This window comes from Streptomyces sp. NPDC102402 (assembly GCF_044765765.1).
In the GTDB taxonomy this organism is placed as follows: domain Bacteria; phylum Actinomycetota; class Actinomycetes; order Streptomycetales; family Streptomycetaceae; genus Streptomyces.
Genome location: NZ_JBIWKR010000012.1, coordinates 104,207 through 128,588, shown reverse-complemented (window position 1 = coordinate 128,588; position 24,382 = coordinate 104,207). Strand labels below are relative to the sequence as shown.

Here is a 24,382-nt window from a genome sequence, read left to right as displayed (position 1 = left end):
CGTCACCCGCATACCGTCGTGGCCATGACGACGACACCCACAGCGCGCCCCGCCGCGCCTGCCACCCCGGGACGCGACTGGCGCGCCCCGGCCGCCGCGTGCACCACGGTCATCCTGTGGGCCTCGGCGTTCGTCTCCATCCGCAGCGCGGGGGAGGCCTACTCACCGGGGGCACTGGCGCTCGGCCGGCTCCTCGCGGGCACCCTGACCCTCGGTGCGTTCCTGCTCGTGCGCCGGGAGGGGCTGCCGTCCCGGGCGGCATGGCCGGGGATCGTGGCATCGGGACTGCTCTGGTTCGGGCTGTACATGGTGGTGCTCAACTGGGGTGAGCAGCAGGTCGACGCGGGCACCGCGGCGATGGTCGTGAACATCGGACCGATCCTGATCGCACTGCTGAGCGCCGGACTCCTCGGCGAGGGCCTGCCCCGCCGGCTGCTGGCCGGCATGGCCGTCTCGTTCGGGGGCGCGGCCGTGGTCGGGCTCTCGATGTCGGGGCACGGGAGCTCGTCGGTGCTCGGCGTCGTGCTGTGCCTGGTGGCCGCGGTGGCGTACGCCGGCGGGGTGGTCAGCCAGAAGCCGGCCCTCCGGCACGGTTCGGCTCTGCAGATCACCACGTTCGGGTGCCTGATCGGCACGGTCGCCTGCCTGCCGTTCACCGGCGTACTGGTCTCCGAGGCGGCCGGCGCCCCGCTCCCGGCCACGCTGAACATGATCTATCTCGGGGTGTTCCCGACGGCACTGGCCTTCACCACCTGGGCCTACGCACTGGCGCGGACCACCGCGGGCCGGATGGGCGCGACGACGTACGCGGTGCCCGCCCTGGTGGTGCTGATGTCCTGGCTGCTGCTCGACGAGGTCCCCGCGCTGCTCACCGTCGCGGGCGGGCTGCTCTGCCTCGCGGGTGTGGCGGTCTCCCGGACCCGGACGCGGAACAGGGGCACGCTGCCTCCGGTGACGACGGACGCCGGGCAGGTGACGGCCGAACGGCCCTGAGCCGCGCCGGGAGACGGGACCGAAGTCCTTCCCGCAGGTGACCTGTGTCCCTCACGCCTGCCGCGCCGAAGCCGCAAGCTGGGAGATACGTCACATCCCGTGTGGACGGCCCGGCCCGTCCGCACGGCCGAACCCGCGGGAGGTCACGAGACATGCGGCACACCGGCCATGTCACGCTCAATGCTTCGGAACAGCTCGTCGTGGCAGCCGCCGCGGCTGCCGCCCCCTCGGTGTTCAACACCCAGCCATGGTCGTTCACCTTCACGGAGGACGGCATGGAGGTGCACGCCGATCCGCACGACGCCTGGATGCCGACGGCGTCCGCTGCCCGCGATGTGCGTCTGTCGTGCGGTGCCGCGGTGTTCAACGCCCGGGCGTCCCTCGCGCGCCGGGGCCACGGATCCCGGGTGTCGGTGCTTCCCGACGCCGGGGACCCGCTGCTCGTCGCGCGGATCGCGGTGACCGACGCCGCCCCCGACCCGGTGCTGGACGAGCTGTACCGCTGGGTGGACAGCCGGCGTACGAACCGGTACCCCTTCCGCCCGGAGGGGGTCCCCGCCGACGTGCTGGCGCTGCTGCACGACGCCGCCCGGCGCGAGGGGGCGACGCTGCGGCTGCTGGAAGCGGAGCCGGAGTACCAGCGCATGCTGACCTCGATACGGCACGCGACCTGGACCGAGGACGAGGACGTCCGCGAGGACCGGGACGCACGGCTCTCGCCGCGTGCCGAAGAGCCAGCCATTCCGGTCGGCAACCTCGGCCCGGTGCCCCGGGGCGGTCGTCCCGACGATCCGCCGGTACGGGACATGGCCGTGGGTCTCGACCTGCCGGGACGCGGGAGTGCGGCCTTCGAGCCGCACCCGGACCTGGCCGTCCTGGAGACGTCGGACGACGACGCGGGATCCTGGATCGCCGCCGGCCAGGCGCTGCAGAGGCTGCTGCTCGAAGCCACCGGACACGGCATCGCGGCCTCGTTCGCCAACCAGCCGCTCGAGGACGCCGAACTCCGGCCCGACGTCTCCGGAGGCGCCGCCCACTACGGGTACCCGCAGATGGTGCTGAGGCTCGGGTACGCGACCGAACAGCCCCCGGCCTCGCCCCGCCGGCCGCTGAGCCAGGTGATCCGCCGGACGGCTGCCTGAACGGGCGGCGGACCGCTCACGGCGGGGCCGTGCCCGCACGGCCCCGCCCGCCTGCGCCGGCCGTCCTAGAAGACGACCAGCGCCCGCCCGCCCTTGCCCGCGATCATGTTCTCGAACGCCGCCGGGATGCCGTCCAGCGAGATCCGCTCGGTCACCAGCATGGAGAGGTCGAACCGTCCGGCCCGGATGTGCTCGGCGATCACCGGCAGGTCGCGGGCCGGGTCGCTGTTCCCGTAGACGCAGCCGGTGAGGGAGCGGCCCCAGTGGAAGATCTCCAGGGCGTTGAAGGTCACCTGCTGGTCCTTGGCGCCGATGCCGACGACCGTGGTGCGGCCGCCCCGGCGGGTCGACTCCCAGGCCCCGCGGATGGTGGCGGGGCGGCCCACGCACTCCACGGCGACGTCCGCGCCCTGACCGCCCGTGAGCTTGCGGACGGCACGGGGTGTGGTGTCCGAGGCGACGACGTAGTCGGTGGCACCGGCCCGGCGGGCGAGTTCCTCCTTCTCGGGTGACACGTCCACGGCGATGATCTTCGACGCGCCGGCGATACGGGCGGCCTGCAGGACGGCGAGGCCGACCCCGCCGATCCCGAAGACGACGACGCTCTCGCCCTCACGCACCCGGGCGGAGTGATGGACGGCCCCGTATCCGGTGAGGACCGCGCAGCCGAGCAGGGCGGCGTCGTCGAGCGGGACGCCGGCCGGCGCGGGCAGCACACAGTTCGCGGCGACGACGGTCTCCTGGGCGAAGGCCGCGACGTTCAGGCCGGGGTGGAGCTCGGTGCCGTCGGCCGTACGGGCGTGGATGTTCGCCGCGCCCTTGAGCGCGTCGGCGCAGAGCCACACCTCGCCGATCCCGCAGTGGAAGCACGCTCCGCAGGACGGCGCCCAGTTGAGGACGACCGGGTCGCCCACGCCGACGTGGGTGACACCCTCGCCGACGGCGAGCACCGTGCCGGCGCCCTCGTGGCCCAGGACGGCGGGGACGGGCAACCGCATGGTGCCGTTGGTCAGGGACAGGTCGGAGTGGCAGACACCGGCGGCGGCGAGGCTGATGCTCACCTGGCCGGGGCCGGGCTCCGGGAGTTCGATGTCGGTGATCTCCAGCGGAGCTCCGACAGCGGGCAGTACAGCGGCGCGGACCACGAACAGACTCCTCGGTGGATCGGCTGGGGGATCAGAACTGGAGGGACTTGGTCTGGAGGTACTCGGAGAGGCCGTGCGGGCCCAGCTCGCGGCCCACCCCGGACTGCTTGTAGCCGCCGAAGGGCGCCAGGGGGTTGAAGCGGCCTCCGTTGATGTCGACCTGCCCGGTGTCCATGCGGCGGGCGAAGGCCACGGCCTCCTCGTCGTCCGCGCCCCAGACGGCGCCGGCCAGCCCGTACACGGTGTCGTTGGCGATCCGCAGGGCGTCGTCCACGTCCTCGTAGCGCAGGATCGAGAGGACCGGGCCGAAGATCTCCTCCTGCGCGATGGTCATGTCCGGCGTCACGTCGGCGAACACGGTGGGGCTGACGTAGTAGCCCTGGTCCCTGGGCGCGTCGGGGCCGCCCGCGACGAGCCGGGCGCCCTCCTCGATGCCCTTCTCGATGTAACCCCGCACCCGTGCCTGCTGCCTGGCGTTGACGACGGGGCCGACGCGCTCCCCCGGCACATACTTGGCCACGGCCGCCGCGGCGAGGCCCACGGCCTCCTCGTACCGCTCGGCGTCGACCAGCATCCGGGTCCACGCGCTGCACGTCTGGCCGGAGTTGGACATCACGTTGGCCACACCGACGTTGACGGCCTTCGCGAGGTCGGCGCCGGGAAGGATCACGTTGGCGGACTTGCCGCCGAGCTCCAGGGCGACCCGCTTGACCGCCGCTCCCGCGGTGGCCCCGATCTGCCTGCCGACGGCCGTGGAGCCGGTGAACGAGACGAGGTCCACGCCCTCGTGCTCGGCGAGTGCCTGGCCGGCGACCGCGCCGATGCCGGTGACCAGGTTGAAGACGCCGGCCGGCAGCCCCGCCTCCTGGGTCGCCTCGGCGAAGAGCTGCGCGGTGAGCGGGGTGTCCTCGGCGGGCTTCAGGACGACGGTGCAGCCGGCGGCCAGGGCCGGGGCCACCTTGGCGACGATCTGGTGCAGCGGGTAGTTCCAGGGCGTGATCGCGCCGACCACGCCGACGGGCTCGAGCAGGACGGTGGAGTTGCCCAGCTTCTCCTCGAAGGCGTACGAGCCGGCCAGCTCGGCGTACGAACCGGCCACCAGCACCGGTACGCCCGCGTGCACCATCTGGGAGAGCGGCAGCGGGGAGCCGAGCTCCGCGGTGACGGTCTCGGCGATCTCGTCCTTGCGGGCGGCGAGCACGTCGCGCAGGGCGGCGATCCGGGCCGCGCGCTCGGCGGGCGGGGTGGCCGCCCAGCCGGGGAACGCGGCGCGCGCGGCGCGTACCGCGGCGTCGACGTCCTCGGCGGTGCCCGCCGGGACGTGGCCGATGACCTGCTCGTCCGCCGGGTTCACGACCGCGATCGTGTCCTGGCCCGAGGCGGGCCGCCACTCCCCGCCGATGTACATCCCGTCATGCGCCTTCATGGCTGTTCCTCCCGGGCTCGCTGTGCCTGCCGCCGAAGCCGTGCGTCGTACGGACGGATGCCGTCCCGGCTCCAAACTAGCGCTGTTAGTTTTTCGGCGCCAGGGAACGGCCGGAGACACAGATCACGCACGGATCCCGGCCGGCGGTCACACGTCGAGCCCCGGAACGTCCTTCGGCAGGGGACAGATCCTGCGCCCGGAGTGGTCGAAGACGTACAGGTGGGCGAGGTCGACGAGGAGCGGCACCTGTCCACCGGTGCGAAGCCGCATGTCGGGGCCGGTGCGGACCACGAGGTCGCTCGCCGTGACGGCCGGGCGGTCGGGACTGCGCACGGCGTACGGCTCCGGGGCCGGGGGGTCGAGTACGGCGACGGAGCCGGTGGCACGCTGTCTGAGGCGTCCCAGCACCCCGGCCCCGCCGCCTCCGGCACGGCGGCGCTGGGGCGTCTGCGGGCGGGCGGACTCCAGGTCGGGCACCACGGCAGGCCGCGAACCGGTGTTGAGGTGGACGAGCGCCTCGTGCCCCTGGTACTCGACGTGCTCGACGATGCCGCTGAGCGCCACCTCGCCGGGGCGGGCATGGCTGCGCGGGGCGATCCGGACGGCCTCGGAGCGCAGGCCGACGATGATCGGGCGGCCCTGCTGGATGCGGAGCAACTGGTGGTCGGGGCTGAGCGGTTCGGGCAGCGGGAGGCGCTGCCGGCCGAGGTCGATCGACATCCTCCCCTCCAGCGGGGCGTGGACGACGGCCTGGAGGAGATTGATCCTCGGGGTGCCGATGAACGCGGCGACGAACACGTTGTCAGGCAGCGCGTAGACCTCCCGCGGGGTGCTGACCTGCTGGAGGACCCCGCCGCGCATCACGGCCACCCGGTGGCCGAGCGACATCGCCTCGGCCTGGTCGTGCGTGACGTACACGGTGGTGACGCCCAGCTCGGCGGTGAGCTGGGCGATCTCGGCGCGCAGGTGGTTGCGCAGTTTGGCGTCGAGGTTGGAGAGCGGTTCGTCCATGAGGAAGGCGGACGGCCGCCGCGAGATGGCCCGGCCCATGGCGACCCGCTGGCGTTCGCCGCCGGAGAGCTGGCGGGGGTAGCGGTCCAGCACGCCCTCGATGCCGAGCATCCTGGCGGTGGACTCCACACGCTCGGTGTTGTCGCGGCGGGGGTTCTCCAGCTTCAGCGGGAAGCCGATGTTGCCCCGATTGGTCATGTTCGGATAGAGCGCGAAGTTCTGGAAGACCATGGCCATACCGCGCTCGCGCGGCGACAGTTCGTTCGCCGGCTCGCCGTCGAGCAGCAGTTCCCCCTCGGAGATCTCCTCCAGCCCCGCGATCATCCGGAGCACGGTCGACTTGCCGCAGCCCGAGGGGCCCAGCAGCACGACGAACTCGCCGGGGGCGACCGAGAGCGAGAACCGGTCGACGGCGCGCGAGGAGCGTCCGTACGTCTTGCTCACACTGTGCAGGGAGATGGTACGAGACATGGTTCCGCCCGGGAAGGAGGGAGGGATTCGCGTGGGGAGCGGCTGCGTGGCCTGAAGCTAACCCACCGGGCGGGGCGTGGGAACGTCTTGTGCGGGACTGATGGGTTCCGGGAAGTGTCAGGCGGAGTTCCGGTTCGTGCAGGGCTTGTCGGCACGGCGGGCGGGCCCGGCGGGGGCAGGGTCCTCCATGCGGGAGGCGGGCCCGGCGGGGGCAGGGTCCTCGACGCGGGAGGAGGGACCGGCGGGGGCAGGGCCCTCCCTCTCGGTCCGGACCCCCCGCAGAGCGAGCCCGGCCGCCCCGATCAGCAGTGCGCCCAGCATCACGAACGGCGCGGCGGTGCCCGCCACCCCGGCGATCAGCCCGGCCGAGGCGGGGGCCGCGACCTGGCCGAGCCGGTTGCCGGTGAGCCTGAGGGCGAGCGCGGTGGAGCGGGCCGCCGCGGGGGCCGCCTGGACGACGGTGGTCATCGAGAGCGGCTGACCGGCCCCCAGGCAGAAGCCCAGCGCGGCGAGCATCACCGCGAGCACCCACACGGGGACGGGCAGGGCGACGGCCGCGCAGAGGAGACCGCCGAGCAGACAGGTCGTGGAGAGCAGGGCGGCCCGGCCGGTCCTGCGCAGCAGGGGCGTCATGACGAGGCGGCAGGCGATGGTCGCGGCGGCCCGCAGGCTGAGCAGCAGGCCCACGGTGGCGGGCGCGATGCCCCGGTGCTCGCCGACGACCGGCAGGTAGGCGGTGAGGATGTCGGTGGCGGAGAGCACGGCGAGGCTGACGAAGATGCCGGCCGGGACGCCCCGGGTGCGCAGGATGCCGCCCACCGGCACCTTCCCGGCGGATCGGCGGGGCGGGCCGGCCGCACCCCGGTGCTCGATGCGCCACAGCGCGGTGAAGGACACCGCGGCGACGACCGCCGAGACGAGCAGGGCGAGGGTGCTCGTACGGGCCATCGCGCCGTCCCGCTCGGAGATCAGGCAGCCCGCGGCGATCGGCCCGACGAGCTGACCGAGGGAGGCGCCGATGGTGAAGTGACCGAAGTTGCGGTCCTGTTCGGCCGGTGCGGACTGCCGGGCGACGAGCGACTGGGCACCGATCACGAAGCAGAGGTGGCCGAGGCCCATGACCCCGCTCCACACCGCCAGCGCGGTGAGGGAGCCCGCGGTGCCGCTGAGCACGCAGCCGCCGCCGATCAGGACGACCCCGGCGGGCAGAAGGGGGGCGCAGCGGCCGTGGTCGGTCCTCCGGCCGAGCGGTACGGCGGCGAAGAGCGGCAGCAGCGCGTACACACCGGCGATGACACCGATCGCCCGCTCGTCGGCGCCCAGCGAGAGGGCCCGGTAGGAGACGGCGGGCCGCGCCATCGACACCGCCCCCTGCGCGAAGGCGAAGGCGATGACGAGGCGCAGCAGCCAGCCCCTGCCGGGCCGTGGTTCCGGAGGCATCAGATGATTCCGAAGAGGATGCCCGCGCCGAGGACCACCAGCGAGGTGAGCACGGCCCACTTGACCGTGAACCGGGTGTGGTCGCCGAACTCGACCTTGGCCATGCCGACCAGGACGTAGACGGCGGGCACGAGGGGCGACGACATGTGCAGCGGCTGTCCCACGATGGAGGCGCGGGCGACCTCCAGGGGGGAGACGCCGTGGGCGGCGCCGGCCTCGGCGAGCACGGGAAGCACTCCGAAGTAGAAGCCGTCGTTGGACATGAAGTAGGTGAGCGGGAGGCTCAGCACACCGGTGACGACGGCCATGTGCGGGCCCATGGCGTCGGGGATCGTCCCGACGAGCCAGTCCGCCATGTGTTCGACCATGCCCGTGCCCGTGAGCACGCCGGTGAAGACGGCCGCGGCGAAGACCATGCCGGAGACGTTGAGGACGTTGTCGGCGTGGGCCGCGATCCTGGCCCGCTGGTCCGGCATGTGGGGGAAGTTGACGGTGAGGGCGAGGGCCGCACCGAGCAGGAAGAGCACCGGGATCGGCATGAGTTCCAGGATCATCGCGGCCAGCAGGGCGACGGTGAGGCCGGCGTTGAACCAGTAGAGCCGGGGGCGCAGCGTGGACCTGTGGGGGTCGAGCCCCCTGAACTCCTCGCCGGCCTCGCCACCCTCACCGCCGTCCGCGGTTCCCGTACCGCCGGTGCCGGCCCCCTCCGGGGCCTTGGCGAGCCGGTCGTTGCCGCCGCCCGCGCCGACGAGGACGGTCTCGGGCTCGGTCACCAGTGCCTCGTCGAGGGTGAGCATGCCGAGGCGCCTGCGCTCGCGGCGGCCCAGGACACAGGCGAGGAGGATGACGGCGAGGAGGCCGACGGCGAGCGCCGGGATCATCGGGACGAAGATGTCGGCCGCGTCCACCTTGAGCGCCGTGGCGGCTCGGGCGGTGGGGCCGCCCCAGGGCAAGGTGTTCATGACGCCGTTGGCCGTGGCCGCGACACCGGTCATGACCACGAGGCTCATCTTCAGCCGCTTGTAGAGCGGGTACATCGCCGAGACGGTGATCATGAAGGTGGTGGAGCCGTCGCCGTCCAGCGAGACGACCGCGGCGAGCAGCGCCGTACCGACGACGATCCGCATCGGGTCGGCCCTGCAGAAGCGCAGGATGCCCCTGACGATCGGGTCGAAGAGGCCGACGTCGATCATCACGCCGAAGTAGACGATGGCGAACATCAGCATCGCGGCGGTCGGCGCGAGGGTGCCGACCCCTTCGATGACGTAGTCGCCGAGTTGCGCGCCCTGTCCCACGGCCACGCAGAACAGGGCGGGGATCAGGACCAGGGCCGCGATCGGCGACATCTTCTTCATCATGATCAGGACCAGGAAGGTCGCGATCATGGCGAAGCCGAGAATGGTCAGCATTGGGGATACCTCACGTTCACCTTTGAACTCTCACCGGTGCCGGCGGTCCGGATGACGTTAGGTGCCGTGAAGCGGCGTCAACAAGGGGTCGACCCGTGAGCAATACGAGCAAAACCCCAGGTCAACGTGTTGGTGCCACGGAGACCGGCACGGCGTTGAGCACCGCGGTGCCGGACAGCGGGTCCAGGAGGGTGCCGTCCAGGAGCTGGTTCACGTTGACGCCCGGCTCCGCCCCCGCGACCGACATACGGGTGCCGGGACGGCTGTGGCCCCAGCCGTGCGGAAGGCTGACGACCCCGGACCGCACCGAGTCGGTGACCTCGGCGGGAGCCTCGACCTCGCCGCCGGCCGCGGTGATCCGGGCCGTGTCGCCGTCGGCGAGCCCGATCCTGGCCGCGTCGTCGGGGTGGATCTGCAGGGTGCAGACGTTCGAGCCGCCTCGCAGGGAGGCGACGTTGTGCATCCAGCTGTTGTTGGAGCGCAGATGCCGCCGGCCGACGAGGACGAGTCCGGCGGGACGCGCCCCGAGCGACGCGCGGAGCCGTGGCAGGTCGGCGGCGATCGGCGCCGGGAACAGCTCGATGCGGCCGCTGCGGGTCCTGAGCACCTGCGGGACGCGCGGCTTCAGCGGGCCGAGGTCGATCCCGTGGGGCTGCTCGACCAGTTGCTCGAGCATGAGGCCGTACGGGCCGAGGCGCAGCATCAGGTCGAGGCGCCGCTCGGCGCCCGTGCGGCCGGTCAGCTCGGCGGCGAGCGCCTCGGGGGCCCCCGCCCTGGTGAGCGCGGTGGCGATGGCCAGGTCGTCGACGGCCTCGGGCGGCGTGCCGTGCCTGCCGCCGACCGCGAGGACGAGCCGGGCGAGGATCTCGCTCTCGTCCATGCGTCCCTCCTCCAGCGGGACGGCGGGGCGGCTGTAGCGGACCTGGTTGCGGACGGCCAGCGAGTTGAGCGAGAAGTCGAAGTGGGCACTCTGCGAGGGCGGCGGCGGGGGCAGCACGACGTCCGCGTGGCGGGCGGTCTCGTTGAGGTACGGATCGACACTGACCATGAAGTCGAGGCCCCCGGCGAGGGCGCGGTCCAGGCGGTTCCCGTCGGGGGCGGAGAGCACCGGGTTGCCCGCGACGACGATCAGGGCCCGGATCCGGCCCTCCCCCGGCGTCTCGATCTCCTCGGCGAGCGCGGCGACGGGCAGTTCGCCCTTGGCCTCGGGGTGTCCGGAGACCCGGCTCCTCCAGCGGCCGAGGGAGAAGCCCTTCCCCGGCGCGGCCGCGCGCGGGGCGCGGGCGGTGGCGGAGAGCGGGAAGAGCGCGCCGCCGGGGCGGTCGAGGTTGCCGGTGAGGATGTTGAGCACGTCCACGAGCCAGCTGGCCAGGGTGCCGTGCTCGACGGTGCAGCTTCCGATGCGCCCGTAGACGGCCGCGGCCGGTGCGGCGGCCAGTTCGCGGGCGATCTCCCGGATGGTGTCCGTGTCGAGGTCGCAGGCGGCCGACACCGCTTCGGGTGTGAAGTCGGCCATCGCCTCGGCCAGTTCGTCGTATCCGTCCAGGTGTCCGGCGAGCGCACCGGGGTCGGCGAGCTTCTCCTCCAGGAGCACCTGGGTGAGCGCGGCGAGCAGCAGGGCGTCGGTGCCGGGCCTGATGGCGGCGTGCCGGTCGGCGAGGCGTGCGGTGCGGGTGCGGCGCGGGTCGATGACGGTGAGGGTGCCGCCGCGCTTGCGGAGCGCCTTGAGCTTGCCGGGGAAGTCGGGGGCGGTGCACAGGCTGCCGTTGGACTCCAGCGGGTTGGCGCCGATCAGCAGCAGGTGGGCGGTGCGGTCCAGGTCCGGCACGGGGATGGCGTGGGCATCGCCGAAGAGCAGGCCGCTGGAGACGTGCTTGGGCATCTGGTCCAGGGTGCTGGCGGTGAAGACGTTGCGGGTGCCGAGCGCGGAGAGCAGCAGCGGGGGATAGAGCCCGCCCGCCGTCGTGTGCACGTTGGGGTTGCCGAGGAAGACCCCGACGGCCTGCGGGCCGTGCTCCTGGACCAGGGCCGGGATCCTCTCGGCGATCAGGTCGAAGGCCTCGCTCCAGGTCGCCTCCCGCAGGACGCCGCCGGTGCGGACGAGCGGGGTGCGCAGCCGGTCCGGGTCGGCGTCCAGGCCCCCGAAGGAGGCGCCCTTGGGGCAGATGAAGCCCTGGCTGAAGATGTCGTCGCGGTCACCGCGGGCACCGGTGACCCGGGTGCCCTCGATGGTGAGAGTGAGTCCGCAGGTGGCCTCGCAGAGCGGGCAGACACGCAGAGCGGTACGGGAGTCGTGGGACATGGGCCCTCCCCGGGGCGGCTGTGGCGCGCGGGCGTGATCGGGCCTCCCGCGGCACGCTCGGCGGGTGCGGGCTCCCGGCGCACCGAGCATACCGACCGGTACGGATGCTGGCGAGGGTCTGGGGCGGCCGGTTGGACCCGCCGCGCCCCGTCCCCTACTCCAGGACGTGCGCGAGATACGCCCGCAGCAGGATCCGGGTCTCCGCCACCAGGCCGGGATCACCCTCCGGGTCGGCACGGAAGGCGAGTTGGAGCAGGGCGTCGGCCGCCTGCACGCAGACCAGGACCGTGCGGAGCAGACCGTCGTCGGAGGCGGCCCCGTCGTGCCCCCGGCCGAGGTGGCCGGAGAGCAGTTCGGCCAGGCGCCCCGCGACGAGCCGGTTCACCTCCTCGTCGAGGGGGCCGGCGGCGGGCACGGGAGGGCCGAAGTCGACGAGGGCGAACCCGGGGACGGAACGCTTCATCGCCAGGTACTCGTCGAGCACGGCGTCGATGGCCGCGCGCCACTCCCGCTCGGGGATCACCTCGAGTCTGGCGACGATCCGCTCGGCGTAGGTCTGCAGGTTGCGCTCGGCGAGGGCGTCGACCAGCGCCCTCTTGTTGGGGAAGAAGCGGTAGACGGAGCCGATGGGCACACCGGCACGGTCGGCCACCGCGCGGGTGGAGAGCTGCTCGTAGCCGGTCTCGTCGAGCAGGGAGGCACCGGCGTCGAGGATGCGGGCCAGCCGGTCCGCGCTGCGCTGCTGGACGGGGACGCGTCGGAGGTTCGTATGAGCGTGGGACACGGCTCCATGATGCCCGTATGCCGTTGACGGGCCATGATTCGATTCCTACGGTGGTACATAGGATTCTTCGTCAGGGGATCCACGGGACTCCTCATCCACCAGGAGCGCATGAATGAGCGGCATCGAGCAGGCGAGGAAGACGGCGGAGAGCCTCGCCCACCAAACCGGCTTCGGCAACGAGCACAGCTCGGAGGCGGTCCCGGGCGCGTTGCCCCACGGCCGGAACTCGCCCCAGCGCGCACCCCTCGGGCTCTACGCGGAGCAGCTCAGCGGCTCGGCCTTCACCGAACCCCGGGCCCGCAACCGCCGGTCCTGGCTCTACCGGATCCGCCCCTCGGCCGCCCACCCCGCCTTCGTCCGCGTCGACAACGGCGGTCTGCGCACCGCGCCGTTCACCGAGACGGTCCCCGACCCCAACCGGCTGCGCTGGGACCCGCTGCCCGACCCCGGGCCCGGCACGGACTTCCTGACCGGCCTGTGGACACTGGGCGGCAACGGAGACGCCGCGCAGCGCACCGGCATGGCCGTGCACCTGTACAGCGCGAACGCCTCCATGACCGACCGGGTGTTCAGCGACTCGGACGGGGAGCTCCTGATCGTCCCCGAGCGCGGAGGCCTCCTGCTCCGCACCGAGCTGGGGATGCTCGCGGCCGGTCCGGGCCAGGTCGCGCTGATCCCCCGGGGGATCCGCTTCCGTGTCGAGCTCATGGACACCGCGGCCCGCGGCTACGTCTGCGAGAACTACGGCCAGCCCTTCGTCCTGCCCGACCTGGGGCCGATCGGCGCCAACGGCCTGGCGAACGCCCGGGACTTCCTGGCGCCCGTCGCCGCGTTCGAGGACCGCGAGGGCCCGGTCGAGGTGGTCAACAAGTTCTGCGGGAACCTCTGGTCGGCGACGTACGGGCACTCTCCGCTCGACGTGGTCGCCTGGCACGGCAACCACACCCCGTACGTCTACGACCTGCGCCGCTTCAACGTCCTCGGCACGATCAGCTACGACCACCCGGACCCGTCGATCTTCACCGTGCTGACCTCACCGTCCGACACCCCCGGGCTGGCGGGCGTCGACTTCGTCGTCTTCGCCCCGCGCTGGCTGGTCGGGGAGGACACCTTCCGCCCGCCGTACTTCCACCGCAACGTGATGAGCGAGTACATGGGCCTGATCGAGGGGGCGTACGACGCGAAGGCGGGCGGGTTCGTCCCGGGCGGCGGCTCGCTGCACAACATGATGTCCGCGCACGGCCCGGACCGTGAGACCTTCGACCGGGCGAGCGCGGCCGAGCTGGAGCCGCAGCGGATCGACGACGGCCTTGCGTTCATGTTCGAGACCCGCTGGCCGGTCACGGCGACCGCACAGGCCGCGGGCGCCGGACATCTCCAGCGCGGATACGACGACGTGTGGCAGGGTCTGAGCCGCAACTTCCGGCCGTGAGACCCCGCGGCCGGCCGCACCGCAGAGAGATCGGGTGAACCGGATGGATCAGGTGAACGAGGCGAGCCGGCCCGGCTTCGCCCCCGACTCCCTGGTGCTGAACCGGAAGCTGCCCCTCTGGTACCAGGTCTCGCAGTCCCTGCGTGCCTCCATACTGGGCCGGCCCCAGGACGCCTCGACGCGGCTCCCCACCGAGGAGCAGCTCGCCACGCACTACGGCGTCAGCGTCCTGACCATGCGCCAGGCCCTGAAGGAGCTGGAGAGCGAGGGGCTGATCAGCAGGCACCGGCGGCGCGGCACCTTCATCGAGCCGCGCGCCAGGCGGGTGTCGCCGGTCCGGCTGATGGGTTCGATCGACGCGATCGTCGCCCAGCAGTCGGGGGAGCTGACGACCGTGCTCGGCCACGGCCGTACACCCGTTCCCGGCGATCTCGCCGAGTACTTCCCGGGCTGCCCCGACGTGGTCAGCTACCGGCGGCTGCGCTGCGACGACGGGACGGGCGAGCCCACCAACTGGGCGGAGAACGCGGTGCGTCCGGAGATCGCCGCCGCGATCGACGTGGCCGATCTGGAGCGGTGGCCGATGACGAAGGTCCTGCGCGACGCCGTCGGCGTACGGATCTCCCGGATCACGGACACCGTCGAGGCGCGCCTCGCGGACCCCGTCACGGCGGAGCTGCTCCAGGTCCCGCTGCTCAGCCCGATCCTGCACTACACCGGCGTGACGTACGACGACGACGGCACCGTGGTGGACGTGGCGCGCATCCGCTACCGGGGCGACCGCTTCTCGTTCTCCGTGACCGTCGACGCGCACTGACGGCGGGGCCGCGGCGCGCGGTCGTTACGATGCCGGGGGCGGCGGACGTGGCGACGGGGAGGACGACACGGTGGCAGCACGGGTGGCGGCCGGGACCGGCGGGGGCGACGCGCTCCCACTGCTGGACGACCTCATGCCCTGGTCGGTGCGGCCCCTGAGACCGGGCCGCCCCTGGGTGACGGCCCCCGACGCCCCCTCGCTCCGGGCCCGCTGGGACCTGCTGGCACGGGCCGAAGGAGCCGAGCAGGAGAGGCTGTTCCGGCCCAGCCGCTCCCGTACACCGCTGACCCCTGCCGCGTCGCTGCCGGGCAGGCCCACCGGGACGAGCGCGTTCGCCCGGGACCCCGGGCCGTATCCCGAACCGGTGCGGATCCTGCACGGCCCCTTCGACGAGCAGTGGCTGATCCCCGACCAGCGGCTGCTCGACGCCGCCCGGCCCGAGCTGTGGCGGGTCGCCGACGGACAGCAGGTGTTCGCCGTGGAGCACGGGTACGTCCCCCAGGACGACGGGCCCGCCCTGTCGGCGACCGCCCTGCTCCCCGACGGGCACTCTCCGGCGGGACGGCCCGGCCGGATCCGGCCGCTCTACCGGCGGCCGGGCGGACAGGAGCCCAACCTCGCACCGGGCCTCCCCTCCCTGCTCACCGCCCGGTACGGGGCCCCGGTCTCCGCCGAGGACGTCCTGGCCTGGTCTCTCGCCACCGCCCTCCCCTCCCCCGCCGGGCCTCTCGTCCCGCTGCCCGCCGACGGCCCCCTCTGGGCCGAGGGCGTGGAGCTGGGCCGGGAACTGCTGCGCCTGCACCTGCGCGGGGCACGCGGCGGGGAGCGCCCGCGGCTGCCGGGCGGCCGGCGCCCGTATGTGCGGGCCGCGATCCCGCCCCGGCCGGACGAACTGCGCTACGACGCCCAGGACGAGGCGGTCCTCCTCGGCGAGGGACGCGTCTCCCCCGTGCCCGCCGGGGCCTGGGACTTCCGGGTGGGCGGGGTGCGGATGCTGGAACTCTGGTTCGAGCGCCGCACGGCTGAGGCGGAGGGGCTGGCCTCGGTGGGGCCGCGCGACTGGCCGCGGGAGCGGACCTCGGAGCTGCTGGAACTGATCACGGTCCTGGCCCTGCTCGCCGCGCTGACGCCCCGGCAGCGGGCACTGCGGGACAGGCTGGCACGGGCCTCGGCCCTGACACGGGAGGAGCTGCACACGGCCGGAGTGCTTCCCGCGGCCGCGTCGGCCCGGCGTCCGGCTTCCGTGCTGGATCACGAGGAGGAGGGCCCGGAGGGACAGTTCGCGCTGTTGTGAGAGGGCGTGCACCCTTGGGCGGTCCGGGGGCCGGGGTGCCGTTGCCGTCCTGGCCGGGGCGGTGACGTACGCCGATGTGCGGCGCGGGTGCCGATGTGCGGCGCGGGTGCCGATGTGCGACGCGGGTGCCGCACCGGCGCTGGGAACACACCGGCTGGGGAACACACCGGCTGGGGAACACACCGCTTGGGGAACGCACCGACGCAACGCTGCGGGCCCTGGGGATGGCGGGCGGACGGCAGCACTGCGCCGGGACGGAGTGATCGTGGACGCGGTCCTCGGCGGAGGACCGGACCGGGTCGCGCGGCCGTCGGTCAGCGGCGGCTGCCGAAGAGCGAGCGCCGCAGCCGCCGCAGCGGGGCGAAGAGCGAGACTCGCGCGCTCCTGCTCCTGCGGGTGTGCGCGGCGTCGCGCGAGGTGAGTTCGAGCATCAGCAGCGTCGCCTCCGCCGACTCGCGCTGCGGAACGGGGGGGCCGCCCAGCACTGCGAGATGGCGGTCGAGGCGCGAACTGGTCGCACCGCTCCCACATGTAATGGCAGGCACACGCGGCCTGCTGCGCACCGTTATCTGTTCCATGTCACTCCCCACCCGTACGAGGGCACCCGGCCCGGGCAGGTTAACCCTATCGTCCCGCGATGACACGCGTGTATCCCGGCCGCAGGATTACACACCTGTATACGGGGGTTGACGGGACGTTACCGCCTCCTGTCGACTCCGGGGCGGCTTGAGTTAGCTTGGAGGGGATTCGTCCGTACTGCGCAACGCTGCTGATGGAGGGTCACCGATGAGCGAAGTCCCGGACACCGGACGTGTGATCGCGGATCGTTACCGCCTCCTGGACCCCCTGGGCGAGGGAGGGGCCGGCATCGTGTGGCGCGCCCGTGACGAGGTGCTGGGGCGCGAGGTGGCCGTGAAGGAGGTGCGGTCACCGGCGGGCCTGCCCGCCGCCGACGTCGAGCGGCTGCACACCCGCCTGGAGCGAGAGGCCCGGACCGCGGCCCGCGTCTCGCACCGCAACGTCGTGGCCGTCCATGACGTGGTCACCCAGGACTCCCGGCCCTGGATCGTGATGGAGCTGGTCCGCGGGCTCACCCTCTCCGAAGTGCTGGACGCCGACGGTCCGCTGTCCCCGCGCCGCGCGGCCCGGATCGGCGCGGAGGTGCTCGCGGCGCTGCGCGGCGCCCACGGGGCCGGTGTGCTGCACCGCGACGTGAAGCCGGGCAACGTACTGCTGGCCAACGACGGGCGGGTGATGCTGACGGATTTCGGCATCACCACGGCCGAGGAATCGACCGCGCTCACGGCGGCGGGTGAACCGGTCGGCTCGCCGGAATACCTCGCCCCTGAGCGCGCACTGGGGCGCACGCCGGGGCCCGAATCGGACCTCTGGTCACTCGGAGTGCTTCTGTACGCCGCCACCGAAGGAAGGTCACCGTTCCGGCGGGACACTCCGGCGGACACCCTGCGCGCCGCTGTCGACGAGGAGCCGCCGGCGCCGCGGCGGGCGGGGGCCCTCGGCCCTGTCGTCGAGGAACTCCTGCACAAGGAACCCTCCGGGCGGCTCGACGCCGCGGAGGCGGAGCGCCGGCTGAGGATCCTGGCCGCGGGCGGGACCGGATCACCCGGCGTCGGGACGGCCGGCCCGCCGCACCCGGGGGGTGAGGCCGGCGCGACGGCCGCGGAGTCCGGCCCCGAGGGCCGGCCGGAACCCGCCGGGAGTACGGATCGCACGGGCGTCCTGGTGGCCGTCGGGGCGGCGGTCGCGCTGCTCATCGCCGGGGGCCTCGCCTGGGCACTCACGAGCGACGACGACTCCAGGAGCGACGGGAAGGCCCCGCCGAGCACCTCGGCCCCCTTCTCCCCGTGACACACCGGCAACTCGCGCAGCCCGATGCCACGGAATCCCCGTGACTCACGACCCCATGCCTCACGGAGTCCCCAGGAGGCCGAAGCCCCCGGGCCGCGGAGGCTCCCGCCGGGCCGCGAAGCCCTCACGGCACGGTCTTCCACGGAAAGGGAGGTGAGGGGGACCGCAGGTCGGGGCCCCCTCACCCGCCTCCGGCCGGACCCGGCCGGAGGCGCTACGAGGGTGCGGTCAGGCCTTCGAGCTGAGGACCGGCAGATAGCCGCCCGACTGCCCGGCGGCGTTGGGGTGGTAGGACTCGCCGATGTTGAGCCAGTTGACGCTGTGCAGCCAGGCGCTTCCCGAGCAGATCTCGTGCCCGGTGAAGCTCGACGCGACGTCCCCGAAGGTGAAGCCGTGATCGGCCGCGCGCTTGGCCGTGGCGGCGTTGAGATAGTCGGCGGCGCTGTTGATGGCCGAGCGTTCCTTCTCGCTCAGACCGGCGATGCAGCCGCCGCCGAGCTTGTAGAAGCGGGGATAGCCGAGGACGACGACATGGGCCGCGGGGGCCTTCGCACTGATCGCCCCGTACACGGAGTCCAGTTTGCCGGGCAGGGTCGAGTCGACGTAGGCGCGGGCGGTGGCGATCCGGTTCAGGCAGGTGGTCTCGGACTGCAGGACACAGGTCGTCATGACGTCGGCGAAGCCCGCGTCGTTGCCGCCGATCGAGAGGGAGACGAGGTCGGTGGCGGAGCTGAGCGGCCCGAGCTGACCGGCCGTGACATCCCCTGTCCTGGCACCCGAGCACGCGGTGAAGGCGAACGAGGCGGGATTGTTGGCCGCCTTCCAGAGGGCGGGGAAGGCGCGGGTGCTGCGCTTGCAGCCACCGCTCGCACTGTCGTAGCTGCCGGCGCCGACACCTGACGAGTACGAGTCGCCCAGGGCGACGTAGTCGACGGCCGCGGCGGACTGCGCGGGCGCCTGGGCCTGGGCCACACCGGCACCGGCCAGAGCAAGGACGGAACCGAGCAGGAGAGAGGACGAGAACGCCACGAGTCTGGACATTTTCATGGAACCTCCTTGGGCAGGATCTCTGCCTACTCCGTAGTAAGCAGCACCGGCCCGAATTCCGGAAGTGTCCATGCCAAAAAGAGTGGACAGCACTTCCACGAACCCGCTCTTGATGGCTCGTCATGCAGAAGCCCGGCATCCTGCATCCGGCGGGGCGCTCACCGAAGGCCTCCCCCTCGTACGCGCCGTAAGCCGGGCGCGCCCCGGGATCGGGCGGTCCGGGCCGATGCCGGCGGTCCGGGCCGCCCGGTGGTCCGGGCCGATGCCGGGGCCCGCCCCGGCCGGGGGCGCCCCCGCCGCCACCCCGGGGGGCAGCTCCCGAAACCTGGGTGCGCGGTGTGCCGGTGTGCCGGATCATGGGCGCCATGTCTGCCTCCCCCGAGTCCGCCCTGCCGATCCGGCTCAACGTCGACGACAGCGATTCGCCGTCCGACATCGTGGACGCGTTGTTCCTGGGCCGCTTCGCGACGGGCGAGCAGCCGTTTTCCCACAGTTCCTCCCTCGACCGGGTCAGGTCGGGGGCGACCCTGCTGCCGCAGGCGGCCGAGGTCCTGAGGGCCGCCCGTGACGACGACCGCAGCGCGACCCTCGCCGAGGGCGACGGATGGACGCTGCTGGTCTCCCGGTGGAACCGGGGCGCCGACGTCACGGTCACCGCCACCACCGCCGAACTGGCCCAGAAGATCCTGTCCGAGGCGACCGACGGAGCCCAGGACGAGCCGGAGCCGCAGCCCGAGAACGTGACGATGGGCTTCTGGTACGTCTCGCCGCGCCGCGGCCCCCACCGCACCACCCGGCAGATCGCCGCGGGCACCTGGGACGAGGTCCGGTCCAACTACACGGCGCCGGTGGCCGATGCGATGGACCGGCTGATGAAGGTCACCCCTGACGACATCGCCGGCCGGCTGCTCCTGCTGCACGGCCCTCCCGGTACCGGAAAGACCTCCGCGCTGCGCACCCTCGCCCGGTCCTGGCGGGACTGGTGCCAGGTCGACTGCGTCCTCGACCCGGAGCGGCTCTTCAACGACGTCGGCTATCTGATGGACATCGCCATCGGTGAGGACGACGGTTCGGCGAAGGGCCGGTGGCGGCTGCTGCTCCTGGAGGACTGCGACGAGCTGATCCGCGGCGAGGCGAAGCACACGGCAGGTCAGGCGCTCTCCAGGCTCCTCAACCTGACGGACGGGCTGCTGGGCCAGGGCCGCAACGTGCTGGTGGGGGTGACGACCAACGAGGACCTGGAGCGCTTGCACCCTGCGGTGGTCCGGCCGGGCCGCTGCCTGGCCCGCATCGAGGTGGGCTCGCTGACCCGCGCCGAATCGGCGTCCTGGCTGGGCACGGAGGAAGGCCTCGGCCGCGAGGGCGCGACACTCGCGGAGCTCTACGCCCTGAGGCGTGGCAGCGGTCCGGCGTCCGTGCCGAAGCAGGACGCGGGGGCGGACGCCGGACTGTACCTCTGAGCCGGGGCCCGCCTGCCCGGCCGGTCACGCGTTGCCGCGCACCGGGCCACGCCCCCTTCGGCAGCCCACCCCGAGTTCGCGGCCCCACTCCCGTCGAACGGCCGCCCCCGGGACGCCGCGGGGCCCCACCTCCGAGCCCCGCGGCTCCGCTCAGCCGTCCGGACAGGTCGCCGTCGCTTCGCGTGCCGCGGCAAGGGCTCGTCGTCCGACCTCGCCGAACAACTGGATCATGGTGGCCGCCAGGACGTCGTCCCCGCCGATGGTCCGCCGGTCTCCCGTGCGCGTGGACAGGGCCAGGACCGGGTCCGGCACGGACGGGCGCGTGCCGGCCGGTTCACCCGGCATCGTCAGGCTGACCGTGCCGAACCGCTTGATCCCGCCCTCCCGGACGACCATGGCCGCGTCCCGGGCGAGGTCCGTCAGGAACACGCTCGCGAGCCCGTCCAGATCGCGGACCATCGCCGGGACGGCAGCCGTACCCCGGCCGCGCAGCAGCTTCCTGATCCCGGGTTCGAACCTGTGCGCGCCCACCACGGCGCTCGGCTTGCGTGACCTGCTCCGCCTGGGAGCGTGCACGACGGCACCCCCGGCGTCGTGCACGACGCCGGTCAGCCCCTTGAACGTAGGACTGTGGTGGTACCAAGCGCCTCCCACCTCCAGCTCGACGTCCCGGTCGATGGCTGTCACGAGGTCCTTGGGAAGCAGCTTCCCGCGGTCCTCCTCCGCCGCCGCTCGCAGCGCGCCGTCGATGATGTCCGTCAGCACCGTCCGCGTCACCGACGCGGCGGCCCGGGTGGCGGATCGCGAGACGTTCAGCGGGGTGACGTCCCTGAACACGGCCCTGACGAGAGAGGGCTTGAACGAGGGAACGTCCCTGCCCGCGGCGGACGCGGAACCGGTGCGCTCGGGATGTACAGGAGGTGCGGGCATCGGAAAGAGCTCCCTGCTGTGGTTTCGCGTCGATGGCCGGCCGGTGTGACCGGCCCCGACCGGCGGGCTGCCCGCCTTCCGGACGGACAGCCCCTCCAAGATCCTGGTCGGACCTCTAGCGCGCGTAGGCCGCCCGCACCGCGTCCTCGGCCAGTGCGAGCGCGTCGGCCCGCGCGAGGCCGAGGCGCCGGGCCTGCTCGGCGTACTCCTGGGCGGCCGACGCCGCGTGACGGGCCGCGGCGTCGCCCGCGGCGGCGACGAACGTCCCGTTGCGGCCGCGGGTCTCGATCACGCCGTCGGCCTCCAGCGCGCGGTAGGCCTTGGCCACGGTGTTGGCGGCGAGGCCCAGTTCCCCGGCGAGGCCGCGCACGGTCGGGAGCCGGTAGCCGACCGGCAGGGCTCCGGAGCGGGCCTGTTCGGACAGCTGGGCACGCAGTTGTTCGTACGGGGCGGTGGCGGAGTCCGGGTCAACGGCGATCTTCAGGGTCACGCGGGGATTCTCCCCCACCGGGGTCCGCACCGCCCGGCCCACCGCCCGAAATTCGGAGGCGGCGGGTTCGGGTGCCGCGTTAGCGTCCGCCCATGACCGTCCTCGTGCGTGACTTCCTGCCTGCTGACGCGGGGGCCTGGGTACAGGTGCGGCGCGCGGCGCTGCCGTACATGGTGACGACTCCTGAGCAGGTCCTGAGCGGCCTCGCCGACGCGCATCCCGACCGGCGGTACCGGCTGCTGGCCTCCGAGGAGGACGGCGAGGTGATCGGGACCGCGCAGGTCGGCATCTCCCACGAGAACCCGAAGCCGGGGCAGGGCTTCTGCAATCCCTACGTCTGCAACGACGCGGCCAACGGCCCGATGCCGGCGGTCAATCACTGGTTCGGTTACGAGATCTACGCCACGGAGGTACGTCATGTCCACACCATCGGCTGAGCCCGGTTCCACCCTGACGGTGGCCCTGGTCAAGGCAGGCCGCACCAAGATCCGCTATCCGGCCGAGCCGGTCGGCGACGACGGAACCCGGATCACCGTCCGGGCCCCGTGGGCGGCCCCCGGCGTCCGGGACTTCGGCTTCGTGCGGTTCGAGCCGGGCGACGTCTTCACCGAGCACTACTGGCGCGACCGGTGGTACGCGGTGAAGGAGGTCCGCACCGGCGGCGGGGAGCTGAAGGGCTGGTACTGCGACATCACCCGGCCCGCCGTGCTGCGCGGCACCGAGCTCCTGGTCGAGGACCTCGACCTGGATCTGTGGGTGTCCGCGGACGGTTCGTCCGTACTGCGCCTGGACGAGGACGAGTTCGAGGCGAGCGGCCTCGCCGGCCGCGACCCCCTGGCCGCGGGGGCAGCGGTCCGGGCACTGGACGAGTTGGAGCGTCTTGCGTACGCGGAGGGGCTCGCGGGTCTGCTGCGCTGACCCGCGCGCTCAGTGTTCCTCGGCCAGCCACCGCCGCATCCGGACGGTGAGGGCGGCGACGTGGGCGGCCGCGGCGGTCTGGGCGGTGGGCGCGTCCCCGGCGTCGATGGCGGCGAGGATGGTGCGGTGCTCCCGCAGGGCGAGTTCCCGGTTGTGCTGCGAGGACCAGAGGGCCGAACGGTAGAGATGGGCCTGGGCGTCGAGCCGGTGCAGGGCGTCGGTAAGGGCGGTGTTGGCGGCGAGCGCCCGGATCGCGGTGTGGAACTCCAGGTCGAGGGCCGCCTCGCGCCCCGGGTCGGGGGCCTCCCCGAGCAGCGCCTCCTGCCGGGTGACCAGGGCTTCGAGGGCGCCGATGTCGCTGGTCGAGGCGCGGAGGGTGGCTTCCTTCGCGGCCAGGCCGTCGAGCACCTCGCGGACCTGGAGGACGGCGAAGACGGACTCCTGGTCGAGCTGGGCGACCTTCGCGCCGGCGTGCGGGATGTGTACGGCGAGTCCGTCGTAGATGAGGCGCTGCACCGATTCGCGCACCGGGCTGCGGCTGACGTCCATCTCCGCGGCGAGGGCGGGGACGCTGAGTGGCGCTCCGGGGGCCAGATCGCCGCTGAAGATGCGGTCGAGCAGACGCTGGTACACCGCGTCGGCCAGGAGTTCGCCGCTGTCGATGGTCATCGTTCTCCTGGGCGCGGAGCCCGCCGGGCCGGCGGCCTGTCGTGCGGGTCTGCGTCCCGGTGCCGGGACCGCGGTGGCTGTGGTGGTGGTCATGCGGGGTGGTCGTCCCTCACATTCCGGGCCGAGCATAGTGTGCCCGGCCGGCCGGTCGGTGGCGTGCCCCGGCTGGGGCGTACGACTGGCGCGCTCCGGGCGGCGCGCACGCCCGTACCGGACCGCGTGGGGCTCTCAGTCCCCGGGCGTGGACGCGGCGAGGACCCGGGCGGCCTCGCGCGCGGTCCCTGTCGGGGCGGTGCCGGTCTTGAGCCCCGCGATCTTGGCGGCGATGTGCTCGGCGACGGTGATCGGCTCGTACAGGGCACCGTCCTCCGCGCATCCGGGCAGCGCCTCGATGACGGCGTCGTGGTTTCCGTCGAAGAAGAAGGCGGCGCTGCGCCGCCGGACCACCCTGCCGTCGACGACCGGCGGGTTCACCCGGTGCAGGGTGGACATCCAGCGGTCATTGGTCCAGCGGGCCATGGCGTCCCCGAGGTTGATGAGGAACGCGCCGTCGGCGGGCCGGACATCGTGCCAGACGTGGTCGCGGCCGAGGACCTGGAGACCGGCGACCTGGTCGGCCCAGAGCACGGTGAGGATGCCGAAGTCGGTGTGGGCGCCCATTCCGGTGAGCTCGCCCGCGATCTCGATGTCGCCCTCGGGCAGCGTGTAGTGGTTCATCTTCAGGGCGTCGATGGAGTGGTCGGTGAGGTCGTCGAACGTCCCGGGGGCGATGCCGAGCGCCTCGGACATCGCGGCGAGGAGCACCCTCGACAGGCCGGCGACGTGGGCGAAGTACGTCTCGACGGCGGGCCGGAAGGCGGGCACGGCGTCGGGCCAGGTGTTGGCCGCGTAGCCGTCGGTGGGCAGGTCGATTCCGGGGTACCAGGAGGCCTCCGCCCCGACGGTCAGCGCCTCGTAGAAGTCGTTCATCATTCCGGCGGGGGCGATACCGAGGCTCATGCTCAGGGACTCGGTCTTCGGCGGGGTGTAGCCCCGGTTGTCACCCGGTGGCCGCCGGTAGTCCTTCTTGACCGCGAGCGGCAGTCCGAAGAACTGGTCGAGCGCGTCGGCGAGGCCGTCGGTCACCGACCGCGGCACGCCGTGCCCGACGAGCTGGAGGAAGCCGACCTCACGGCAGGCCCGGTCGATCTCCCGGGCAGTCCTGGCCCGGGCGGCGCTGTCCCCTGCTCCGGGTGCGAGGAAGGGGGCGATGTCGACGACGGGTACGTGGAAGGTGTCCATTCGGGTCTCCGTGGCAGTTGCGGCGGTCGGGGGCGGCGGTCCGGGCGGGAGC

General features: G+C 73.0%; 20 protein-coding genes and 2 pseudogenes. 9 read left to right on the top strand and 13 right to left on the bottom strand.

The window, feature by feature from the left end; genetic code table 11:
• Positions 1-24 precede the first annotated feature (24 nt).
• Together ACIRJR_RS28530 and ACIRJR_RS28525 are read left to right on the top strand one after the other, a co-directional pair.
• Positions 25-993, top strand: coding sequence for a DMT family transporter (locus ACIRJR_RS28530; protein ID WP_403785829.1), 969 nt, complete (start codon positions 25-27; stop codon positions 991-993).
• 152 nt (positions 994-1,145) lie between these two features.
• Entirely contained in the window at positions 1,146-2,135 is a 990-nt protein-coding gene (locus ACIRJR_RS28525; protein WP_403785827.1) for an Acg family FMN-binding oxidoreductase, read from the top strand.
• A 65-nt stretch (positions 2,136-2,200) separates the two neighbouring features.
• Here the strand turns inward: ACIRJR_RS28525 and ACIRJR_RS28520 are convergent, their stop codons facing one another.
• From ACIRJR_RS28520 to ACIRJR_RS28490, 7 genes are all read right to left on the bottom strand, one after another.
• Positions 2,201-3,280 (bottom strand): Zn-dependent alcohol dehydrogenase, encoded by a 1,080-nt coding sequence (locus ACIRJR_RS28520; protein WP_403785825.1) that lies wholly within the window; start codon positions 3,278-3,280, stop codon positions 2,201-2,203.
• 31 nt (positions 3,281-3,311) lie between these two features.
• Complete coding sequence (locus ACIRJR_RS28515; protein WP_403785823.1) at positions 3,312-4,706, bottom strand: aldehyde dehydrogenase family protein; 1,395 nt, start codon at positions 4,704-4,706, stop codon at positions 3,312-3,314.
• Positions 4,707-4,853: 147 nt separating this feature from the next.
• Positions 4,854-6,188 carry an ABC transporter ATP-binding protein gene (locus ACIRJR_RS28510; RefSeq protein WP_403785821.1) on the bottom strand — a complete coding sequence of 445 codons (1,335 nt, stop codon included), beginning with the start codon at positions 6,186-6,188 and terminating at the stop codon, positions 4,854-4,856.
• A 117-nt stretch (positions 6,189-6,305) separates the two neighbouring features.
• Positions 6,306-7,628, bottom strand: a complete 1,323-nt coding sequence (locus tag ACIRJR_RS28505; RefSeq protein ID WP_403785819.1) for an MFS transporter — start codon at positions 7,626-7,628, stop codon at positions 6,306-6,308.
• The gene (locus tag ACIRJR_RS28500) at positions 7,628-9,037 is read right to left on the bottom strand and encodes a CitMHS family transporter (RefSeq protein WP_403785817.1); all 1,410 of its coding nucleotides are present in this window, start codon (positions 9,035-9,037) and stop codon (positions 7,628-7,630) included. The genes ACIRJR_RS28505 and ACIRJR_RS28500 overlap by 1 nt, the downstream gene beginning before the upstream one ends.
• Positions 9,038-9,158: 121 nt before the next feature.
• A complete protein-coding gene (locus tag ACIRJR_RS28495; protein WP_403785815.1) occupies positions 9,159-11,339 on the bottom strand; it encodes a molybdopterin oxidoreductase family protein in 2,181 nt (726 codons plus the stop codon).
• Positions 11,340-11,493: 154 nt separating this feature from the next.
• Positions 11,494-12,123 carry a TetR/AcrR family transcriptional regulator gene (locus tag ACIRJR_RS28490; protein ID WP_403785813.1) on the bottom strand — a complete coding sequence of 210 codons (630 nt, stop codon included), beginning with the start codon at positions 12,121-12,123 and terminating at the stop codon, positions 11,494-11,496.
• Positions 12,124-12,235: 112 nt separating this feature from the next.
• Between ACIRJR_RS28490 and hmgA the strand changes: the two genes are divergently transcribed.
• The 3 genes from hmgA to ACIRJR_RS28475 all read left to right on the top strand — a co-directional run bounded on the left by hmgA (position 12,236) and on the right by ACIRJR_RS28475 (position 15,666).
• Entirely contained in the window at positions 12,236-13,555 is a 1,320-nt protein-coding gene (hmgA, locus tag ACIRJR_RS28485) for a homogentisate 1,2-dioxygenase (RefSeq protein ID WP_403785811.1), read from the top strand.
• Between the two features lie 43 nt (positions 13,556-13,598).
• Positions 13,599-14,372 carry a GntR family transcriptional regulator gene (locus ACIRJR_RS28480; protein WP_403785809.1) on the top strand — a complete coding sequence of 258 codons (774 nt, stop codon included), beginning with the start codon at positions 13,599-13,601 and terminating at the stop codon, positions 14,370-14,372.
• Positions 14,373-14,442: 70 nt separating this feature from the next.
• On the top strand, positions 14,443-15,666 hold the full coding sequence (locus ACIRJR_RS28475) for a type ISP restriction/modification enzyme (RefSeq protein ID WP_403785807.1): 1,224 nt from the start codon (positions 14,443-14,445) through the stop codon (positions 15,664-15,666).
• Between the two features lie 314 nt (positions 15,667-15,980).
• Here ACIRJR_RS28475 and ACIRJR_RS28470 read toward each other — a convergent pair whose 3' ends face one another.
• Positions 15,981-16,244 (bottom strand): hypothetical protein, encoded by a 264-nt coding sequence (locus ACIRJR_RS28470; protein ID WP_103517023.1) that lies wholly within the window; start codon positions 16,242-16,244, stop codon positions 15,981-15,983.
• Positions 16,245-16,452: 208 nt separating this feature from the next.
• On the opposite strand from ACIRJR_RS28470, the pseudogene ACIRJR_RS28465 reads away from it, so the two are divergent.
• Positions 16,453-17,517, top strand: a pseudogene (locus ACIRJR_RS28465) (serine/threonine-protein kinase); the annotation flags it as partial.
• 246 nt (positions 17,518-17,763) lie between these two features.
• Here the strand turns inward: ACIRJR_RS28465 and ACIRJR_RS28460 are convergent.
• Positions 17,764-18,582 (bottom strand): SGNH/GDSL hydrolase family protein, encoded by an 819-nt coding sequence (locus ACIRJR_RS28460; RefSeq protein ID WP_403785805.1) that lies wholly within the window; start codon positions 18,580-18,582, stop codon positions 17,764-17,766.
• A 365-nt stretch (positions 18,583-18,947) separates the two neighbouring features.
• On the opposite strand from ACIRJR_RS28460, the gene ACIRJR_RS28455 reads away from it, so the two are divergent.
• The gene (locus ACIRJR_RS28455; protein WP_403785803.1) at positions 18,948-20,042 is read left to right on the top strand and encodes a DUF5925 domain-containing protein; all 1,095 of its coding nucleotides are present in this window, start codon (positions 18,948-18,950) and stop codon (positions 20,040-20,042) included.
• A 150-nt stretch (positions 20,043-20,192) separates the two neighbouring features.
• Here the strand turns inward: ACIRJR_RS28455 and ACIRJR_RS28450 are convergent, their stop codons facing one another.
• A complete protein-coding gene (locus ACIRJR_RS28450) occupies positions 20,193-20,972 on the bottom strand; it encodes a hypothetical protein (protein WP_403785801.1) in 780 nt (259 codons plus the stop codon).
• Positions 20,973-21,087: 115 nt separating this feature from the next.
• Positions 21,088-21,462, bottom strand: a complete 375-nt coding sequence (locus tag ACIRJR_RS28445; RefSeq protein ID WP_403785799.1) for a GntR family transcriptional regulator — start codon at positions 21,460-21,462, stop codon at positions 21,088-21,090.
• A 92-nt stretch (positions 21,463-21,554) separates the two neighbouring features.
• Here ACIRJR_RS28445 and ACIRJR_RS28440 point away from each other — a divergent pair.
• Together ACIRJR_RS28440 and ACIRJR_RS28435 are read left to right on the top strand one after the other, a co-directional pair.
• Positions 21,555-21,797: pseudogene (locus ACIRJR_RS28440) on the top strand (GNAT family N-acetyltransferase); the annotation flags it as partial.
• Between the two features lie 82 nt (positions 21,798-21,879).
• Positions 21,880-22,380, top strand: a complete 501-nt coding sequence (locus tag ACIRJR_RS28435; protein WP_403785797.1) for a DUF402 domain-containing protein — start codon at positions 21,880-21,882, stop codon at positions 22,378-22,380.
• Positions 22,381-22,389: 9 nt separating this feature from the next.
• On the opposite strand, the gene ACIRJR_RS28430 is transcribed toward ACIRJR_RS28435, so the two are convergent.
• On the bottom strand, positions 22,390-23,142 hold the full coding sequence (locus ACIRJR_RS28430; RefSeq protein WP_403785795.1) for a GntR family transcriptional regulator: 753 nt from the start codon (positions 23,140-23,142) through the stop codon (positions 22,390-22,392).
• A 135-nt stretch (positions 23,143-23,277) separates the two neighbouring features.
• The gene (locus ACIRJR_RS28425; RefSeq protein WP_403785793.1) at positions 23,278-24,330 is read right to left on the bottom strand and encodes an isopenicillin N synthase family dioxygenase; all 1,053 of its coding nucleotides are present in this window, start codon (positions 24,328-24,330) and stop codon (positions 23,278-23,280) included.
• Positions 24,331-24,382 lie beyond the last annotated feature (52 nt).

Bases quoted from the DNA above. Each gene is read 5' to 3' on its own strand.
- ACIRJR_RS28515 (WP_403785823.1), bottom strand. From the start codon at position 4,706: ATGAAGGCGCATGACGGGATGTACATCGGCGGGGAGTGGCGGCCCGCC.
- ACIRJR_RS28425 (WP_403785793.1), bottom strand. From the start codon at position 24,330: ATGGACACCTTCCACGTACCCGTCGTCGACATCGCCCCCTTCCTCGCA.
- ACIRJR_RS28525 (WP_403785827.1), top strand. From the start codon at position 1,146: ATGCGGCACACCGGCCATGTCACGCTCAATGCTTCGGAACAGCTCGTC.
- ACIRJR_RS28505 (WP_403785819.1), bottom strand. From the start codon at position 7,628: ATGCCTCCGGAACCACGGCCCGGCAGGGGCTGGCTGCTGCGCCTCGTC.
- ACIRJR_RS28450 (WP_403785801.1), bottom strand. From the start codon at position 20,972: ATGCCCGCACCTCCTGTACATCCCGAGCGCACCGGTTCCGCGTCCGCC.
- ACIRJR_RS28470 (WP_103517023.1), bottom strand. From the start codon at position 16,244: ATGGAACAGATAACGGTGCGCAGCAGGCCGCGTGTGCCTGCCATTACA.
- hmgA (WP_403785811.1), top strand. From the start codon at position 12,236: ATGAGCGGCATCGAGCAGGCGAGGAAGACGGCGGAGAGCCTCGCCCAC.
- ACIRJR_RS28460 (WP_403785805.1), bottom strand. From the start codon at position 18,582: ATGAAAATGTCCAGACTCGTGGCGTTCTCGTCCTCTCTCCTGCTCGGT.
- ACIRJR_RS28495 (WP_403785815.1), bottom strand. From the start codon at position 11,339: ATGTCCCACGACTCCCGTACCGCTCTGCGTGTCTGCCCGCTCTGCGAG.
- ACIRJR_RS28455 (WP_403785803.1), top strand. From the start codon at position 18,948: ATGTCTGCCTCCCCCGAGTCCGCCCTGCCGATCCGGCTCAACGTCGAC.
- ACIRJR_RS28510 (WP_403785821.1), bottom strand. From the start codon at position 6,188: ATGTCTCGTACCATCTCCCTGCACAGTGTGAGCAAGACGTACGGACGC.
- ACIRJR_RS28500 (WP_403785817.1), bottom strand. From the start codon at position 9,037: ATGCTGACCATTCTCGGCTTCGCCATGATCGCGACCTTCCTGGTCCTG.
- ACIRJR_RS28435 (WP_403785797.1), top strand. From the start codon at position 21,880: ATGTCCACACCATCGGCTGAGCCCGGTTCCACCCTGACGGTGGCCCTG.
- ACIRJR_RS28530 (WP_403785829.1), top strand. From the start codon at position 25: ATGACGACGACACCCACAGCGCGCCCCGCCGCGCCTGCCACCCCGGGA.
- ACIRJR_RS28430 (WP_403785795.1), bottom strand. From the start codon at position 23,142: ATGACCACCACCACAGCCACCGCGGTCCCGGCACCGGGACGCAGACCC.
- ACIRJR_RS28480 (WP_403785809.1), top strand. From the start codon at position 13,599: ATGGATCAGGTGAACGAGGCGAGCCGGCCCGGCTTCGCCCCCGACTCC.